Raw genomic sequence first — 15,728 nt, 5'->3', positions numbered from 1 at the left:
GATCTGGCGGATTGAGGCATGACTGACAACAAGACTTCCAACGCAATGTGGGGCGGCCGTTTCGCTGCCGGACCGGACGCCATCATGGAGGCGATTAACGCGTCCATTGATTACGACAAACGTCTTGCGGCCCAGGACATTACGGCGAGCCGCGCACATGCGCGGATGCTCGCAGCCACCGGAATTATCACTGATAGCGACGCCACCGCCATTCGGGAAGGCCTGCTCACGGTGTTGTCAGAGATCGAGGAGGGCGGCTTTCCCTACTCGAAGGCGCTGGAGGACATTCACATGAATGTCGAGGCGCGGCTCAAGGAGATCATTGGCGAGCCTGCCGGTCGGCTGCACACCGGACGGTCGCGCAATGACCAGGTGGCCACGGATTTCCGGCTGTGGGTGCGGGACCAGTGTGATGCGGCGGCCAACGGGCTGGAGGCGCTGATGCGGGCGCTGGTCGAGCAGGCCGAGGCTGGCGCGGACATGGTGATGCCGGGTTTCACCCATTTGCAGGTGGCGCAGCCGGTAACCTGGGGCCATCACATGATGGCCTATGTTGAGATGTTTGGCCGCGATCTGGGGCGTATGCGGGATGCGCGGGTGCGCATGAACGAGAGCCCGCTGGGTGCGGCGGCGCTGGCCGGGACGTCCTTCCCGATTGACCGCTATGCCACGGCGGAGGCGCTTGGCTTTAAGCGGCCGATGGCGAACAGCCTGGATGCGGTGAGTGACCGGGATTTCGCGCTGGAGTTTCTGTCGGCGTCGAGCATCTGTGCCACGCATCTGTCGCGGTTTGCCGAGGAACTGGTGATCTGGTCCTCGGCGCAGTTCCGGTTTGTGACGCTGTCCGACCGGTTCTCCACCGGCTCGTCGATCATGCCGCAGAAGAAGAACCCGGATGCGGCGGAACTGATCCGGGCCAAGGTCGGGCGGATCAACGGGGCGCTGGTGGCTCTGTTGACGGTGATGAAGGGGCTGCCGCTCGCGTATTCCAAGGACATGCAGGAGGACAAGGAGCAGGTTTTCGATGCGGCGGACAGTCTGATGCTGGCGCTCGCGGCGATGGAGGGCATGGTGCGGGACATGGCGCCGAACCCTGACAGCCTGCGTGCGGCCGCGGGGGCCGGGTTCTCGACCGCGACGGATCTGGCCGACTGGCTGGTGCGCGAACTGAACATGCCGTTCCGCGACGCGCATCACGTAACCGGCGCTCTGGTAAAAATGGCCGAGGACAAAGGTGTTGATTTGCCGGATCTCAGTATTGAAGAGATGAAAACCGTGCATTCTGACATTAAACCTGAAGTTTACGATGTATTAGGAGTAGACAACTCTGTGGCGAGCAGGGCAAGTTATGGTGGTACGGCGCCGGATCAGGTGCGCGCTCAGGTTGCCCGCTGGAGGAATATTCTCAAGTGACGCGGCCCTGGCGTACCTTAATCGGGGTCTGCCTCGTTTTGTTGCTTGCGGTGTCCTGCGGTAGGAAGGGCGACCCCGTCGCTCCGGAGGCCGTTTCGGAACAGCCTGACTGACGGGCGGGCCCAGGGATGTCCGGTGTGCGTTCGTGCAACCTGGAACATGAGGCCCATTGATGCTGTCCACTCCAAGAAAATACCTTGCAACCGGAGCGACCCTTGCCCTGCTGGCGCTGGGGACGCCCGCGCTGGCGGAAGGTCCGACGCTGCTGACCATTACCGGCTCCGTGGAAAATGCGAACCGCGGTGCCGTTGACCCGGAATTCGACAAGCTGTTCTCGTTCAATGACATTTCCTTCGACAAAGCGATGGAGGTTGATCGCGAGACGCTCCTCAAGCTGCCGCAGGTGACGGTGAAGACCGACTTTCCAAAGGGGGGAGAGATGGTCGAGTTTACCGGGCCGACGGTGGAGGACGTGCTGAAGCTGGCCGGGGCCGAGGGTGACATGGTGACCATTCAGGCGATGGACGGGTATGCGGTCGATATTCCAATGGACGAGCTGATCGAAAAGGGTGGTGTTGTGGCGCTGTCCCGTGACGGTCGGGATTTTGGAATTGGCAATTTCGGGCCGACGCAGATTGTTTTCCCGCGGGCCGAGCGCGCCGATCTGGCGGACATGCCGGATGACTGGTGGGTCTGGCAGATCTACCATATCTCCGTAGACTGACTTGAACCACGACGCGACGCGGGCTAACTGGACGCTTCTGTTTTCCTGGGTCGTGTCGCAATGGATCATTTTCTTTACAAAAACGGTGTGCTTCACGCCGAGGATGTCGCCGTACCGGAGATTGCGGCGGCTGTTGGTACACCGTTCTATGTCTATTCCACCGCGACACTGACGCGGCATTACCAGGTTTTTGAGGATGCCCTCAAAGGCATGCCGCATGTCATCTGCTATGCCATGAAAGCCAACTCCAACATGGCCGTTTTGCGCCTGATGGCGGGGCTCGGCGCGGGCATGGATGTCGTGTCGGGCGGGGAATTTCGACGGGCGATTGCGGCGGGCGTGCCGGGTGAAAAGATCGTGTTTTCCGGCGTGGGCAAGACGCGCGAGGAAATGCGGCTGGCGCTGGAAAACGGCATTCGCCAGTTCAACGTGGAATCCGAGCCGGAAATGCGGGTGTTGAGCGAGGTGGCGCAGTCCATGGGCGTGCGCGCGCCGATTGCCATTCGGGTGAATCCGGATGTGGATGCCAAGACCCACGCGAAGATTGCCACGGGCCGGTCCGAGAACAAGTTCGGCATTCCGATTTCCCGGGCGCGGGAGGTCTATGCCGAGGCGGCGGCGCTGCCGGGGATCGATGTCGTGGGCATTGACGTGCATATCGGCAGTCAGCTTGTGGATCTGGAGCCCTACCGGGCCGCGTTTACGCTGGTGGCGGAGCTGACGCGGGCGTTGCGCAGCGACGGGCATGACATCCGACGCTTGGACCTCGGTGGAGGTTTGGGCATTCCGTATCAGCAGAACAGCAACCAGGCGCCACCCCTGCCGTTCGACTATGGCGAGGTCATTCGCAGCACGGTAGGCGATCTGGGTTGTGAAATTGAGATCGAGCCGGGGCGGCTGATTGCGGGCAATGCCGGTATTCTCGTGTCGAGCGTGATCTACCGCAAGAACGGAGAGGGACGGGATTTTCTGATTCTGGATGCGGCGATGAATGATCTCATCCGTCCGGCGATGTATGATGCCTGGCACGATATCGTGCCGGTGACCGAGCCCGCGGCGGGTGTTGTGCCGGCGGAGATCGATATTGTCGGGCCGGTTTGCGAATCCGGGGATACTTTTGCAAAAGCGCGTCCCATGCCGCCGGTGGCGGAGGGTGAGATGGTCGCGTTCCGCTCGGCCGGTGCTTACGGTGCGGTAATGTCGTCGGAATACAACTCGCGTCCGATGATTCCGGAGGTCCTGGTGTCGGGTGATCAATTTGCCGTGGTGAGGGCAAGACCGACCTATGAAGAGATGATCGAACGCGATACGGTTCCTGAATGGATCACCGAGAACCGGGGGTAGGCTCCGGTTCACAGACCAGTGGAGGCGACGTCGCGGGACAGTCAACTGCCACCTGAATCGAGACGGGCCATCCGCCGTACGCGGATCGGCATGTTTCTTGAGTCCTTCGCGCGGGCCTTTTGGCCGGCGGGGGCGTGTCTGGCGGTGTTCTGGTCCGCCATCGCCTTCGGGGCCGCGGCCGATCTGGACCGGGTGGAGCTGCTCTCGCTCATGGTCGTCGCGGTTCTGGTCATTCTGGGCCTGGTGGTCTGGGGCTTTCGAAAATTTCACTGGCCGTCACATGACGATGCGGTTGCGCGTCTGGACGGGACCCTGCCGGGGCATCCGCTTGCGGCGCTGAGCGACGTGCCCGCGCTGGGCGGGGATGACCCGGCGGTGCAGTCCGTCTGGGCGGTGCATATGGAGCGGATGCGGGCGGTGGCCCGTGGCGCGCGGGCGGTTCCGGCGGATCTGAATCTGTCGCGGCAGGACCCTTGGGCAATGCGGCTGGCGGCGGTGGTGTGTCTGATCGCCGCGGTGATTTTTGCGCGGAATACGGAAGTTGTTGAGACGATCGTGGCCGGTGTCTCGCGGGAGCCCGCTGCGATTGCGGCGACCGGGCCGGAATACGAGGGCTGGGCCGAGCCGCCCGCCTATACCGGGCGCCCGACGCTTTACATGCCTGAGATTTCCGGTGACGGGCCCGTGGATGTGCCGCAGGGCACGGTCGTTACGCTGCGGGTTTACGGCAGTACGGAGCGGTTTGCCCTGAGTGAAACCGTGTCGGGTGCGGAGGCGGTACCCCTCGCGGAGGCGGCGGATGGGATCGCCATTGCCGAGTTCGAGGTGCGCGGGTCCGGTGAGGTGGTGCTCGACCGGTCGGGCGACACGGTTGGGACCTGGTCCTTCGGCGTGATTGACGATGCGCCGCCGAGCATTGAGCTGGCGGGTGAGGTGACCCGCGGCACCGGTGGGGATCTGACGCTGCCGTTTGCGGCTGAGGATGACTATGGCGTGGAGACGGCGCAGGCCGAGATCACGCTGGATCTGGGCGCGGTGGACCGGCGCTACGGTAATGCGGTGGAGCCGGAGCCGCGCGATCCGCTGGTGGTTGATCTGCCGCTGCCGCTGTCGGGGCAGTCGGAGGAGATCCGCGAGACCCTGGTGGAGGATTTCTCGACCCACGCCTGGGTTGGTCTTCCCGTGACGATCCGGCTGACGGCGACCGATGCGGCGGGGCAGACGGGTGGCGCGGATGTGGCGGTGGCGTCCATGCCGGGCAAGAATTTCTATGATCCGATGGCGGCGGCCCTGGCGGAGCTTCGCCGGGACCTGATGTGGTCGGTTGAGAACGGCCAACGGGTGGAACAGGTGCTGCGCGCCGTGACGCACCGGCCTGATGATTTTTTCCACAATGCCAGCGCGTATCTGATCACGCGGACGGCGCTGCGCCGTCTGTCGGTGGCGGTGGATGCCGGGGATGTGCCGGGCGTCCGGGAAGAGGTTCAGGACGCGCTGTGGAAGGCCGCGATGCTGCTGGAGGATGGAAGCCTGGGCGATGCGGCCGAGCGGCTGGCGCGGGCCAGGGAGCGGTTGCAGCAGGCCCTGCGCAATGGCGCGTCCGACGAGGAGATTGCGCAGCTGATGGATGAGCTGCGCGACGCCACGCGGAACTACATGGAGCAGATGGCGCGCGAGGCCCTGGAACGGGGCGACATGGAGATGGCCGAGAGTGATCCGGGCCAGAGCATGTCGCAGGACCAGATCCAGGAACTGATGGACCGTATTCAGGAGCTGTCGGAGCAGGGACGCCGGGCGGAGGCCGAGGCGCTGCTCGACATGCTTCAACAGCTGCTCGACAACATGGAGATGCGCTTCGCCCAGGGCGGTGGTCAGGGTCAGCAGGGCCAGGGCGACCAGAGCATGCAGGAAATGATGGATGCACTGCGCCAGCAGCAGGGTCTGGCGGATGAGAGTTTCCAGGAATTGCAGCGCGAGTTTGGGCAGAGCCAGCAGCCCGGCGAAGGTCAGCCGGGCCAGGGCCAGGGTCAACAGGGGCAACAGCCGGGTGGTTCCCAGGGTGGGACAGCCCAGGGTCTGAGCGAAAGGCAGCAGGCGCTGCGTGATCTGGTAGAGGGGCTTGGTCAGGGGCTTCCGGGCATCGCGGGTGAGGATACGCGCCAGGCGCTGCGCGATGCGGAGGAAAGCATGGGCCAGGCTGCGGACGATTTGGCGCAGGGCGATCTGTCCGGGGCGCTCGACAACCAGTCCGACGCGATTGATGCGCTGCGCGACGGTATTGGCGAGTTTGCCCAGGATCAGCGCCAGGCCGCGGGTCAGGGGCAGGGCAATGAGGGCAATGGCACCGGACCCTTCGGCAACAACCAGTCGATTGACCCGCTGGGCCGGTCGTTCGGTGCGGATGGACCGGTTGGCACGCGTGAGCATATGCTGCCGGACGCGGATTCGGCGGCACGGGCGCGGGAGCTTTTGGATGAGATCCGGCGGCGGTCGGGTGACCAGTCGCGGCCGCAGATTGAGCTTGATTACCTCAAGCGGCTGCTGGACCGGTTTTAGGGCGTAAAGGCGTCAGCCTTCCTTGGGGAAGACGATGGCCATGGCGCGGCGGAAGCCGTCGACGACCTCTTCCAGCCCTGCGAGAACCGGGCCGACGGCCGGGAAATCCGAACTGACGAAGCCCGCAATCACGTAGAGGATCAGAAGGAGCGCGAAACCGGCGACCGGAACGGCGAAGCCGCGCAGGAAGCGGTTTTCCTCCCGTTCTTCGGGTTCTTCGGCAATCAGTGAGGCGAGGCTTTCGGTTTCGCGGGCGGCGGCATTGGTTTCCGCGTCGCGGGCGCTGGATTTATTGCGTTTCTTCTTCTTGCCCCTGGACTTTGGTTTCGCCGGTTTGTCCTCGGCTTTGGCCTTGTCGCGGGATTCCTCTTTGGGTTTGGAGGTCGCGGATTTTTTGGGCTTTTCGCCGTCAGGTTTTTTGGCTTTTTTCTCTTCGGAGCCGGTGTTTTCGCCTGAGTCGACCTCTGGCGTGGCGGCGGGTTTTTCCGCGGCCTCTTTCGGTTCGGGTTTGGGCTCGGCGGGTTTTGCGTCCTGCTCGGGCTTGACAGTGTCTTCGACAGGTTCGGGTTTTGGGCGTGGTTTGGCCGGCGTTCCCATGACCGAGGTGGGCGCGGGCTCGAGACGTTTGCGGTCCGGTTTGGGTGGGTTTTCCACCTTCTGGGACATGAATTTTTCAAGGTCGGCCGGGTCCACATGGCTTTCGCTGGTAGTGTAGTCGGCCTTGGGCGTGGTGTCCGGTTTTTCCTCTTTGGCGGCTTCGGCCGGTTCGGGCTTTTTCGGCTCCGGTTTCGGCTCTTCGACAGCAGTTTCCGGGGCCGGTTCCGGTCTTTTGGGTTCCGGCTCGGCCCCGGATTTCGGCTCCGGGGAGGTGTCATCGACCATTGGGGCCTCGACGGCCGTATCCTCGACCGTTTCGGCATCCGTGACGGGGTCGTTCGCGTCCTGGCGGTCGTGGACGACCTTCAGGTGTGGTGCGCGGGCCTCGAGGCGTTTGAGGATTTCCTTTTCCTCGGTAAGCCGGGCCTCACGCCGGTTGGTGGCAAACCAGCGGGTGTGGCAGGCGGAGCACTGAACGTGACGGCCCCCGTCAGGCACCATTCCAGCCGGAGCCTCGTACTCCGCATTGCAGTTTGGACAGACCAGATACATTCCGTTACCGCTCCACTGGCCGCCCTGGTTAAATTTTTTATGGGGTCGGCCGAATCGTTTGTTTTGTTCTAACGATCACCTTCCAGGTTTCCAAGGCAGGAGGCGTTGCACCGGGAAACTGCGACGTTATAACTCGTGAAAATCGCGTCGGAGGAAAGAGTGATTCAACTGGAGGACGCGGGATTTCGGTATGGCCAGACCGGCTTTCTACGGAAACTCAACCTCAGTATCGGCAATGGCGGGTTCTGTATCGTGCTTGGTCCCTCGGGTGCGGGCAAGACGACCCTGGTGCGGCTTTGTATCGGCGAACTGGACCCGGTGCTGGGCCATGTTCTGCACGACGGGCGTATTGTCACGCGGGCCGATCGCAGGGGCGTTGCGGATCTGCGGCGCAGATACGGGATCCTGGCGCAGGACTGCCGGTTTCTCGATCACCTGAACGCACGGGACAATGTGGCGCTGGCGCTTCGGGCGGCGGGTGTTGATCCGGCGGGGCGGCGGCAGGATCTGGATGCGCTGTTCGAGTGGATTGGGCTCGGCGGCCGACAGGAGGCGATGCCGCCTGAAATGTCGGTGTCGGAGCGCAAGCATCTGGCGCTGGCGCGGGCGGTGATCCGCGATCCGGAGATGATTGTGGCCGATGATCCCTGCAACGGGCTGGATGACGCGTCGGCGTGGTCGCTGCTTGGGCTGCTGGTGGAGTTGAACCGGATGGGCAAGGCGGTGCTGATGACCACCCAGGACCATCAGTTCGCGCGGGAGGCGGCGAAGCTGGTGCCGGTGGAGCGGCTGCTCCTGACCGGGGACGGGTTCCGTCCGGCGGAGGATGACGCATGAAATTTTCCGTTCCGTTTGGGACCGGGGCCGCCCCCGTATTGCCGTTTCGGGCCGCGAACCGCCGGGAGCGGGCGCCGCTGGCGCTGGCCTGTGCGGTTCTGGCATTTTTTGCGGTGCTGCTGCTGTGCCTTGGCCTGACATCGGCGCGTCTGGCGGAAACCTGGGGCGGTGGCCGGTCAGAGGCGGCGACGTTGCAAATTCTGGGCGACCCGACGCTGGTGGAGGAACATTCGCGGGCCGCGCTGGAGATTTTGCGGGACACGCCGGGGGTTCTGGGTGTCCGGATGATCGATATAGAGGAACAGCGCGGGCTTCTGGAGCCGTGGATTGGTGCGGATGTGTCGCTCGACAGCCTGCCCCTGCCGCTCCTCATGGAAGTGGAGACGGACCGGACCGTGCTGGATGTGGACGGCCTGCGGGCGGCGCTGGATGCTGCGGCCCCTGGGTCGGTGTTTGACGATCACCGGTCGACATGGCTGCCTCTGATTTTCACTGCGCGGTGGCTCATGGTGTTTTCCGGCTTTGCGCTGATCCTGCTGACCGCCGTGTTCATGGGCGTGATCGTGCAGGCGGTGCGGTTGCGGCTGGCGGAGAACCGTGGGGATATTGGCGTGATTTATGGCCTCGGCGCGGAGGACGGCGAGGTCGCGCGGGGCATCAGCCGTGATCTGCTGAAAACGGTGGCTGTCTGGATTGTGGCTGGCACGGCTCTGGCCGGTATTTTGGTGTCGATGCTGCCCCAGGGCAGTGAGCAGGGCTTTTTCCTCGTTGGGATTGCGCCGGTCGGCTGGGAATGGATCTGGCTGCCTTTGGTTGCTCTGGTGGCATTTCTGCTGGCCTGGGCGGGCGCAGGCGTTACTGTGCGGCGGTGGCTGCGGCGTAACTTTTGAGAAAGGCCGGATTTGAATGCTTTTGATCCGATCCCTGATCTTTGACTTTTTCCTCTACGGTCTGATGCTGGTGATGGGCATTCTGTGCGCTCCGTTGGCGCTTTGGTCGGTGGGTGGGGCGTACTGGAGCATTCACGCCTATTGCCGCACGGTTCTGTGGCTGTTGCGGGTGATCTGTGGACTTAAGACGGAGATCCGGGGGGAGGTGCCGACGGAAGAGGTGATTGTCTGCTCCAAGCACCAGTCGTTTCTCGATATCATTATGCTGGCCCATGCCCTGCCGCGGGTTCGGTTTGTCATGAAGAAGGAACTGCGCTGGGCGCCGATTTTGGGTCTTTATGCGTTGCGGATCGGGTCGACGCCGGTGCATCGCGGGCAGAAGTCGAAGGCGATGAACGACATGGTCAATCACGTGTCGCAGAAATCCTCCGCGCCGGGACAGCTGGTGATCTATCCGCAGGGGACGCGTGTGGCACCGGATGCGCGGGTGCCGTACAAGGTCGGGGCGGGTGTGCTCTATGGGCGCATGCACAAACCCTGCGTGCCGGTGGCGACCAATGTGGGCGTGTTCTGGGGACGGCACAGTATATACCGGCGGCCTGGTACGGCCGTGGTGGAGTTCCTCAAGCCGATGCCGCCGGGCATGAAGATCGGCGAGTTCATGGTCGAGATGGAAAATACGGTCGAGGAGAATTCCGACCGTCTGATGCGTGAAGCCGGGTTTGATCCCGGCCCGCGTGTTCCTGCGGTCCTACGACAGCGGCAGGCGGGTTCCGACGTTTAGGTAACGCTGGCGGCGGGCGTGCCGCAGGTCGTCGCCGTTCATGCCCGACACTTCCGTGAGCATTTCCGCGATGGCCTGACCAACGCTCTGCACGGCGGCGTCGCGGTCGCGCTGGGCGCCGCCACGGGGTTCGGGAATGATGCGGTCGGTGACGCCAAGGCCCTTTAGATCCTGTGCGGTGAGTTTCAGTGCCTCGGCCGCCTCACGCATTTTCTCGGCATCCTTCCACAGGATCGAGGCGCAGCCCTCGGGCGAGATCACGGAATAGATCGAGTGTTCCAGCATGGCGAGCCGGTCCGCGGTGGCGAAGGCCACGGCCCCGCCGGAGCCGCCCTCACCGATGATGACGGAGACGAGCGGTACCTTAATGGTCAGGCATTTCTCGGTCGTGCGGGCGATTGCCTCGGACTGGCCGCGCTCTTCCGCGCCCTTGCCGGGATAGGCGCCAGGCGTGTCGACAAGCGTGATGACGGGCAGGCCAAAGCGGTCGGCCATGTCCATGAGGCGGATGGCCTTGCGGTAGCCCTCGGGGCGGGCCATGCCGAAATTGCGCTCGATGCGGGACTTGGTGTCGTTGCCCTTCTCGTGGCCAATCACCATGACGGGACGGTCGTGGAACCGGGCGAGGCCGCCCATGACGGCGTGGTCATCCGCAAAGTTGCGGTCACCGGCCAGCGGGGTCCATTCCTCGAACAGGGCCTCGATATAGTCGATGCAGTGGGGGCGCTCGGGATGCCGTGCAACCTGGCATTTGCGCCATGGGTTGAGGTCCTTGTAGAGCTCGTCGAGCAGCGAGTCCGCCTTGGCGTCAAGCGCCGCGGCTTCCTGTTCCACATCCATTTCGGAATTGGTGCGACCGAGCGCCCGGAGTTCCTCCGCCTTGCCCTCGATTTCCGCGAGACCTTTTTCAAAGTCGAGATAGTTCATGAAATGGTTCCCTGACTGCTCTGGCTTATATGCCTTTGCCCGGTCGCCTTTGCAACCAGCCAGGAACACGGCGTGTGTTCAAAGATTTATGGGGTGTAGGGGCCTGAAAGTGGAAAATGTTGCCACATCTGTCGCTGCGGTTGGGCGGTGGGGTTATCGGCGGAAGGTGATGCGGAGGGAACAGGATGCGAACGGATGGTGCTTGGACGGGAATCAGTGAGCGTGTTGAGGCGCCTGCGTGGTTTTTCTGATGTCGGAAATGGCTGAGTAGCCGGGGATTTGAGAAAAATTGTTTGTATTTTTAGCAGGATGTTTCAGTTGCGTTCCGCGGTGTTTTGGCCATTTCGGGGGGTGGTGTTTTCACTTTTTTAAGACCCTTTTGTAACTGCGATCACTGAAGATTAACCTTTTGGGTGTTAGCTTCCTTACAGTGGAAAGGAGGCATGAGATGCCCTTAGATTACGACGTTGCAAGGGTGCCAAAGCAAACAAGTCTGCGGGCTGAGGTTCTCGAACTGATATCCGAGCAGGCAAGCCGTCCCACACTGTCCGATGGTGAGTTTCGGGCAAAACTTCGGCATCTGGTGGTGTGTAACCGCCGTCCGGCCGAGGAACTTTGGGACAAGTATCACTCGGACCGTTCAGGCACACGCGCCGAGGTATACAGCAAATACTGCTACTGAGACGTCCGTAACCGATCAGGTTTCGGCACCGTATGAGCCGGGTGCGCCGCGTTTTTGACCCTTTGCCGGGTTGTGGGACCGACGCACCGCGATGGACCGCTCCAGAGTGTTCAAATCTTTACAAATCCTTTTGCACAATCGGTAAACCACGCTGCGTCGGGACGGGCTGATTGCCTCTTGGGCCTTGTTAAACACGTTTTCGGCCTTAAATTTGCTTCAGTCAGCAATCTGCCAGCCAATGACCGGAGGTTCGTGTTGCCCTGTTCCAAACGTTCGTCTGCCCGTGGACGGCCAAGAGCATTCGATATCGACAAGGGTATCGAGGTTGCCGGGCGCATGTTCCGTGAACGCGGCTATGACGGCGTGGGTGTGGCCGAACTGGTCAAGGCGATTGGCATCAAGCCCCCAAGCTTTTACGCGGCCTATGGCAGCAAGAAGGCGCTTCTGGCCCAGGTTCTTGAGCGCTATGGCTCCCATGACGGCAGTTTCGTGCATCGTTTGTGCTGCCGCAACAGTCCGCTGGCTGAAACGGCGGAGAAGCTGTTTGAGTCCGCGGCGCGGGCCTATACCTCCGACCCGTCGGCGCGTGGGTGCCTTGTGATGGAGGGCACGCGCAACTGTGGCGATCCGGAGGCCTGTGCCCTGACGGACAAGGCTCATTCGGAACTGCATGACGAGTTGGTGACCTGGATTTCGCATCAGGCCCCGCAGGCGGCGTCGGAACTGGCGGACTATGTTCTGGTGGTTCTGGCGGGCATGTCGGCGCAGGCGCGGGCCGGTACCGGTCGCGATGTTCTGCTGACCTCGGCCCGGATCGCCTCGACAGGGTTCAGGGCGGAGCTTGACCGGCTGGGCGTTGCCGCCGTCGAGGTGAACGGCTCAGAGGCCCCAGACCAGAAGGATCATCGGAACTGATACGACGGTGACGATGATCTCCACCGGCAGTCCGAGTTTCCAGTAATCCCCAAACCTGAAACCGCCTGGTCCCAGGATCAGTGTATTGTTCTGGTGCCCGATCGGCGTCAGGAAGGCGCAGGAGCCCCCAATAGCCACGGCCATGAAAAACGCGTCCGGGTTGACGCCGAGCGCCTGTGCCGAGCCCCAGGCGATGGGGGCCATGACGGCGACGGTGGCGGCGTTGTTCATAATGTCCGAGAGGGTCATGGTAACGATCAGGATCAGCACGAGTGCCAGAACGGGTTTGCCCCAGGCGATTTTGGTCACCAGAACGTTTGCGACCACATCCGCCGCACCTGTTGAGAGCATGGCACCCGCCACGGGCAGCAGGCAGGCGAGGAGCACGATCACGGGCCAGTCGATGGCCTCGTAGACCTGGCGCAGCGGGATGGCGCGGGTGACCATGGAGGCCAGAACCCCGGCAATGAAGGCCACGGGCGCGGCCAGCAGGCCGGTCGCGGCGGCGAGGACCGAGGCAAGCAGGATACCCGCCGAGAGCAGCATCTGGCGGTTGTCCTTGAGGCGGAGTTCACGCCCCGCGAGGGGTAGAAGGCTGAAATCCGTGGCGAATTCCGAGATCGCCTCATCGGAGCCGTGCAGCAGGAGCACGTCACCGGCCTGAATGGCCGTGGTGCGCAGCCGCCCGACGCTGCGGACACCCTGGCGGGAGATGGCGACGAGGCTGATGTGGAAGCGGGCGCGGAGGTTTACGCCCTGGGCTGAGAGGCCGATCAGGATGGAGTTTGGCGGAACCACCAGTTCGACGAGCGAGGTGTGGTCGTCATCGACGGCGACCTCGCGCGGTTCGGACGGTTCGTCGGTGTCGGTCTCTTTCGTCTCGGGCTCGCCGTTTTCGGCTTTTTCCTCTTCCTCCTCCTCGGCCTGCTGGGCGGGGGTGGTGGCGGAGAGGGCAAGGTCGAGGCTGTTCAGCGCGTTGGTCATGACCGCCGGTTCGCATTCGACAATCAGGATGTCGCCCTCGCGGACGGTCAGGCCGGGGCGGGGGGCGCGCAGGCGGACCTGCCGGCGAACGACGGCCAGAACCTGAAGATGCGCATCGGGCACGGCCTCCTCAATCTGGCGGACGGTGCGGTCGATCGAGGAGGAACCCTCGCCCACCAAAGCCTCGGTGACGTAGGCGCCGGAGGTGAACCCCTCCACACCGGCGCGTTTGCGGACGGGCACGATGCGCCAGCCGATGAGGATGATGAACAGGACACCCACGGCCGCCACGGTGAAGCCGACCGGGGCGTAATCGAACATGGAAAAGGCCTGGCCGGTGGTCTGTTGCCGGTAGCCGGAGACGATGAGGTTGGGCGGGGTACCGATAAGGGTGGTCATGCCGCCCAGGATCGAGCCGAAGGCCAGCGGCATCAGCAGGCGGCCGGGGGGCATGTCGAGTTTCTCGGCGGCCTTTATTGCCACGGGCATGAGCAGGGCCAGGGCGCCCACGTTGTTCATGAAGCCCGAAAGCGCTGCGGCGATTGTCGTCAGGCCCGCGATCATGGTGAGTGGCGTGGCGTCCGAGGGCAGGATTTTCCGTGTGAGCGCGTCCACGGCGCCGGAATTCTGAAGGCTGCGGCTCAGGACCAGAACGCCGGCCACGGTAATGACGGCGGGGTGGCCGAATCCGGCGAAGGCTTCCTCCGAGGGAACCAGTCCGGTCAGAACACAGGTCAGCAGCGCACCCATCGCCACCATGTCGTGCCGCCAGCGGCCCCAGGCGAACATGGCCACGGTGGCGGCGAGAATGGCGAAGAGTGTGATCTGTTCCTGGGACATGGGCGCAAAGTGGCACAGGCTGGTGCCGCGTCAATGGGCAAAATGCCGGTGCAGGGTTTAGGGAAAATTCAGCCCTTGCGTGAATAAGGGGCCGATGGTGCTGCGCTGCGGCACAGGCAGGAATGCGCGTGGGAATGTCTATTTACTGGTGCGACGGCACCCTGGGTCCGGTATGAAACAGAGTGAAATCCTGAAAAGCGACAGTGTTGAGCCCCCCGAGGGCCAGGGCGGTAACGGCAGTCTGGGTGAGACCGCCCGGCAGATTGCGCTGAGCCTGCGGAAACCGGCCATGTCGCCTTTGCCGGTGTTTTTGTTTGCCGGGGCGCTGGATGTGGTGAGCGTGGCTCTGGCGCTTTGGTTCGCGGGTTATATGGCGGCGGGGTCCGGATATGCGGCCCTGGCCTCTGCGGCGACCGGGGTGTTGGTCGGGCTGCTTGCCGTGTTGGTTTTGCGGCTTGTGGGGCGGTATCAGCTTCAGGCATTTCGCGAGGTGTTGCAGAATTCGGGCTGGATCATGCTTGCCTCCGTGACGGGGCTGGTGTTGCTGTCGGCCTTTGGTTTGCGTGACGGGCCGTTTTTTGCGGAGGTGCTGGCGGCGCTGATCTGTCTTCCACTGGTGGTTGTGCCGGCGCGGACCTGTCTGTCGTGGCTGGCGAACGGGATTTTGGATTACGGCCTGACCGAACGGCGGGGCGTGCTGGTGGGCGGCGGCAGCGGGGCTGCGGAACTGATCCGGACGCTCAACGGCAACGAGGAAAACGACATCCAGATCCGGGCGATTTTCGACGACCGGTCCGATGCGCGCTCGCCCAATGTGGTGATGGGCATACCGAAGATTGGCAATGTGGATGACCTGGTGGTGTTTTCGCGGCTGGCGGAGATTGACGTTTTGATCATCGCCCTGCCTCTGGAGGCGGAACGGCGCATACGTGAGATTTTGGAGAAGGTCCGGGTGTTGCCGCTCGATGTGCGTCTGGCGGCGTATAATGCGGACCAGGAATTCAGGCGACGGTTTACCCGCGTGCGGTCCACCAATGGCATGATCCGGCTGCTGAGCCGTCCGCTAAGCGGATGGTCGGGGCTGGTGAAACGGGTGATGGATGTGGTCGTGGCTCTGATTGCGATTGTGGTTTTGTCGCCCATTCTTGTGATTACCGCCTTTTTGATAAGGCAGGAGGATCCGGGTCCCGTGATCTTTAAGCAGATCCGGCATGGCTACAATCACAAGCCGGTGGAGATCTGGAAGTTCCGGTCGATGTATCTCAACCAGATGGATGCAACGGCGCGGAACGTGGTGACGCGGGGCGATCCGCGGGTGACAAGGGTGGGCCGGTTTATCCGCAAGTGGTCGATTGACGAGTTGCCGCAGCTCTTCAACGTTTTGCGCGGAGAGCTGTCTCTGGTGGGACCGCGACCGCATGTTGTGGATGCGGTGTCGAGCCAGCAGCAGGCGTTTGAGGAGATCGTTTCGGGCTATGCCGCACGGCACAAGGTCAAGCCGGGCGTGACCGGCTGGGCGCAGATCCATGGTTTGCGCGGAGAGATTGACGCGCCGGAGAGCCTGCGTCAGCGCGTGGAGCATGACCTCTATTACATCGAGAACCACACGATCTGGATGGATCTCTATGTGCTGCTGATGACGCCACTTTGCCTGTTGAATACCAAAAACGCCTATTGACCGGC

General features: G+C 62.9%; 13 protein-coding genes. 10 read left to right on the top strand and 3 right to left on the bottom strand.

From position 1 onward, the window contains the following. Positions 1–18: 18 nt before the first annotated feature. The 4 genes from argH to ACP15P_RS11040 all read left to right on the top strand — a co-directional run bounded on the left by argH (position 19) and on the right by ACP15P_RS11040 (position 6,037). Positions 19–1,413, top strand: a complete 1,395-nt coding sequence (argH, locus tag ACP15P_RS11055; RefSeq protein ID WP_424928517.1) for an argininosuccinate lyase — start codon at positions 19–21, stop codon at positions 1,411–1,413. Between the two features lie 172 nt (positions 1,414–1,585). Next, the gene (locus ACP15P_RS11050) at positions 1,586–2,137 is read left to right on the top strand and encodes a putative pterin-binding protein (protein WP_424928516.1); all 552 of its coding nucleotides are present in this window, start codon (positions 1,586–1,588) and stop codon (positions 2,135–2,137) included. Positions 2,138–2,197: 60 nt separating this feature from the next. After that, positions 2,198–3,481 carry a diaminopimelate decarboxylase gene (gene lysA, locus ACP15P_RS11045; protein WP_424928515.1) on the top strand — a complete coding sequence of 428 codons (1,284 nt, stop codon included), beginning with the start codon at positions 2,198–2,200 and terminating at the stop codon, positions 3,479–3,481. 18 nt (positions 3,482–3,499) lie between these two features. Next, positions 3,500–6,037 (top strand): TIGR02302 family protein, encoded by a 2,538-nt coding sequence (locus tag ACP15P_RS11040; RefSeq protein ID WP_424928514.1) that lies wholly within the window; start codon positions 3,500–3,502, stop codon positions 6,035–6,037. A 12-nt stretch (positions 6,038–6,049) separates the two neighbouring features. Here ACP15P_RS11040 and ACP15P_RS11035 read toward each other — a convergent pair whose 3' ends face one another. Further along, positions 6,050–7,186 carry a zinc-ribbon domain-containing protein gene (locus ACP15P_RS11035; RefSeq protein WP_424928513.1) on the bottom strand — a complete coding sequence of 379 codons (1,137 nt, stop codon included), beginning with the start codon at positions 7,184–7,186 and terminating at the stop codon, positions 6,050–6,052. 159 nt (positions 7,187–7,345) lie between these two features. Between ACP15P_RS11035 and ACP15P_RS11030 the strand changes: the two genes are divergently transcribed. Genes ACP15P_RS11030 through ACP15P_RS11020 form a run of 3 tightly spaced genes read left to right on the top strand, consistent with a single transcriptional unit; the run spans position 7,346 to position 9,697 of the window. Continuing rightward, the gene (locus tag ACP15P_RS11030; RefSeq protein WP_424928512.1) at positions 7,346–8,023 is read left to right on the top strand and encodes a cell division ATP-binding protein FtsE; all 678 of its coding nucleotides are present in this window, start codon (positions 7,346–7,348) and stop codon (positions 8,021–8,023) included. Continuing rightward, positions 8,020–8,913 carry a cell division protein FtsX gene (locus ACP15P_RS11025; protein WP_424928511.1) on the top strand — a complete coding sequence of 298 codons (894 nt, stop codon included), beginning with the start codon at positions 8,020–8,022 and terminating at the stop codon, positions 8,911–8,913. The genes ACP15P_RS11030 and ACP15P_RS11025 overlap by 4 nt, the downstream gene beginning before the upstream one ends. Before the next feature lie 16 nt (positions 8,914–8,929). Then, on the top strand, positions 8,930–9,697 hold the full coding sequence (locus ACP15P_RS11020) for a lysophospholipid acyltransferase family protein (RefSeq protein WP_424928510.1): 768 nt from the start codon (positions 8,930–8,932) through the stop codon (positions 9,695–9,697). Here ACP15P_RS11020 and ACP15P_RS11015 read toward each other — a convergent pair. After that, entirely contained in the window at positions 9,665–10,624 is a 960-nt protein-coding gene (locus ACP15P_RS11015; RefSeq protein ID WP_424928509.1) for an acetyl-CoA carboxylase carboxyltransferase subunit alpha, read from the bottom strand. The two genes, ACP15P_RS11020 and ACP15P_RS11015, sit on opposite strands and share 33 nt — an antisense overlap. Before the next feature lie 448 nt (positions 10,625–11,072). Here ACP15P_RS11015 and ACP15P_RS11010 point away from each other — a divergent pair, with 448 nt between their 5' ends. Beyond that, positions 11,073–11,306: a hypothetical protein gene (locus tag ACP15P_RS11010; RefSeq protein ID WP_424928508.1), complete on the top strand. Its 234-nt coding sequence runs from the start codon at positions 11,073–11,075 to the stop codon at positions 11,304–11,306. A gap of 255 nt (positions 11,307–11,561) precedes the next feature. Beyond that, a complete protein-coding gene (locus ACP15P_RS11005; RefSeq protein ID WP_424928507.1) occupies positions 11,562–12,221 on the top strand; it encodes a TetR/AcrR family transcriptional regulator in 660 nt (219 codons plus the stop codon). Here ACP15P_RS11005 and ACP15P_RS11000 read toward each other — a convergent pair. Continuing rightward, entirely contained in the window at positions 12,186–14,063 is a 1,878-nt protein-coding gene (locus ACP15P_RS11000; RefSeq protein WP_424928660.1) for an SLC13 family permease, read from the bottom strand. The two genes, ACP15P_RS11005 and ACP15P_RS11000, sit on opposite strands and share 36 nt — an antisense overlap. 154 nt (positions 14,064–14,217) lie before the next feature. Here ACP15P_RS11000 and ACP15P_RS10995 point away from each other — a divergent pair, with 154 nt between their 5' ends. Then, entirely contained in the window at positions 14,218–15,723 is a 1,506-nt protein-coding gene (locus ACP15P_RS10995) for an exopolysaccharide biosynthesis polyprenyl glycosylphosphotransferase (protein WP_424928506.1), read from the top strand. Positions 15,724–15,728: the final 5 nt, after the last annotated feature.

The sequence above is a fragment of the Amaricoccus tamworthensis genome (genome assembly GCF_049800875.1).
Taxonomy (GTDB): Bacteria; Pseudomonadota; Alphaproteobacteria; order Rhodobacterales; family Rhodobacteraceae; genus Amaricoccus; species Amaricoccus tamworthensis.
The sequence above is the reverse complement of the archived record's forward strand: the minus strand, read 5'-3'. Positions and strand labels throughout refer to the sequence as shown.

Bases quoted from the DNA above. Each gene is read 5' to 3' on its own strand.
- ACP15P_RS11020 (WP_424928510.1), top strand. From the start codon at position 8,930: ATGCTTTTGATCCGATCCCTGATCTTTGACTTTTTCCTCTACGGTCTG.
- argH (WP_424928517.1), top strand. From the start codon at position 19: ATGACTGACAACAAGACTTCCAACGCAATGTGGGGCGGCCGTTTCGCT.
- ACP15P_RS10995 (WP_424928506.1), top strand. From the start codon at position 14,218: ATGAAACAGAGTGAAATCCTGAAAAGCGACAGTGTTGAGCCCCCCGAG.
- ACP15P_RS11050 (WP_424928516.1), top strand. From the start codon at position 1,586: ATGCTGTCCACTCCAAGAAAATACCTTGCAACCGGAGCGACCCTTGCC.
- lysA (WP_424928515.1), top strand. From the start codon at position 2,198: ATGGATCATTTTCTTTACAAAAACGGTGTGCTTCACGCCGAGGATGTC.
- ACP15P_RS11010 (WP_424928508.1), top strand. From the start codon at position 11,073: ATGCCCTTAGATTACGACGTTGCAAGGGTGCCAAAGCAAACAAGTCTG.
- ACP15P_RS11025 (WP_424928511.1), top strand. From the start codon at position 8,020: ATGAAATTTTCCGTTCCGTTTGGGACCGGGGCCGCCCCCGTATTGCCG.
- ACP15P_RS11015 (WP_424928509.1), bottom strand. From the start codon at position 10,624: ATGAACTATCTCGACTTTGAAAAAGGTCTCGCGGAAATCGAGGGCAAG.
- ACP15P_RS11035 (WP_424928513.1), bottom strand. From the start codon at position 7,186: ATGTATCTGGTCTGTCCAAACTGCAATGCGGAGTACGAGGCTCCGGCT.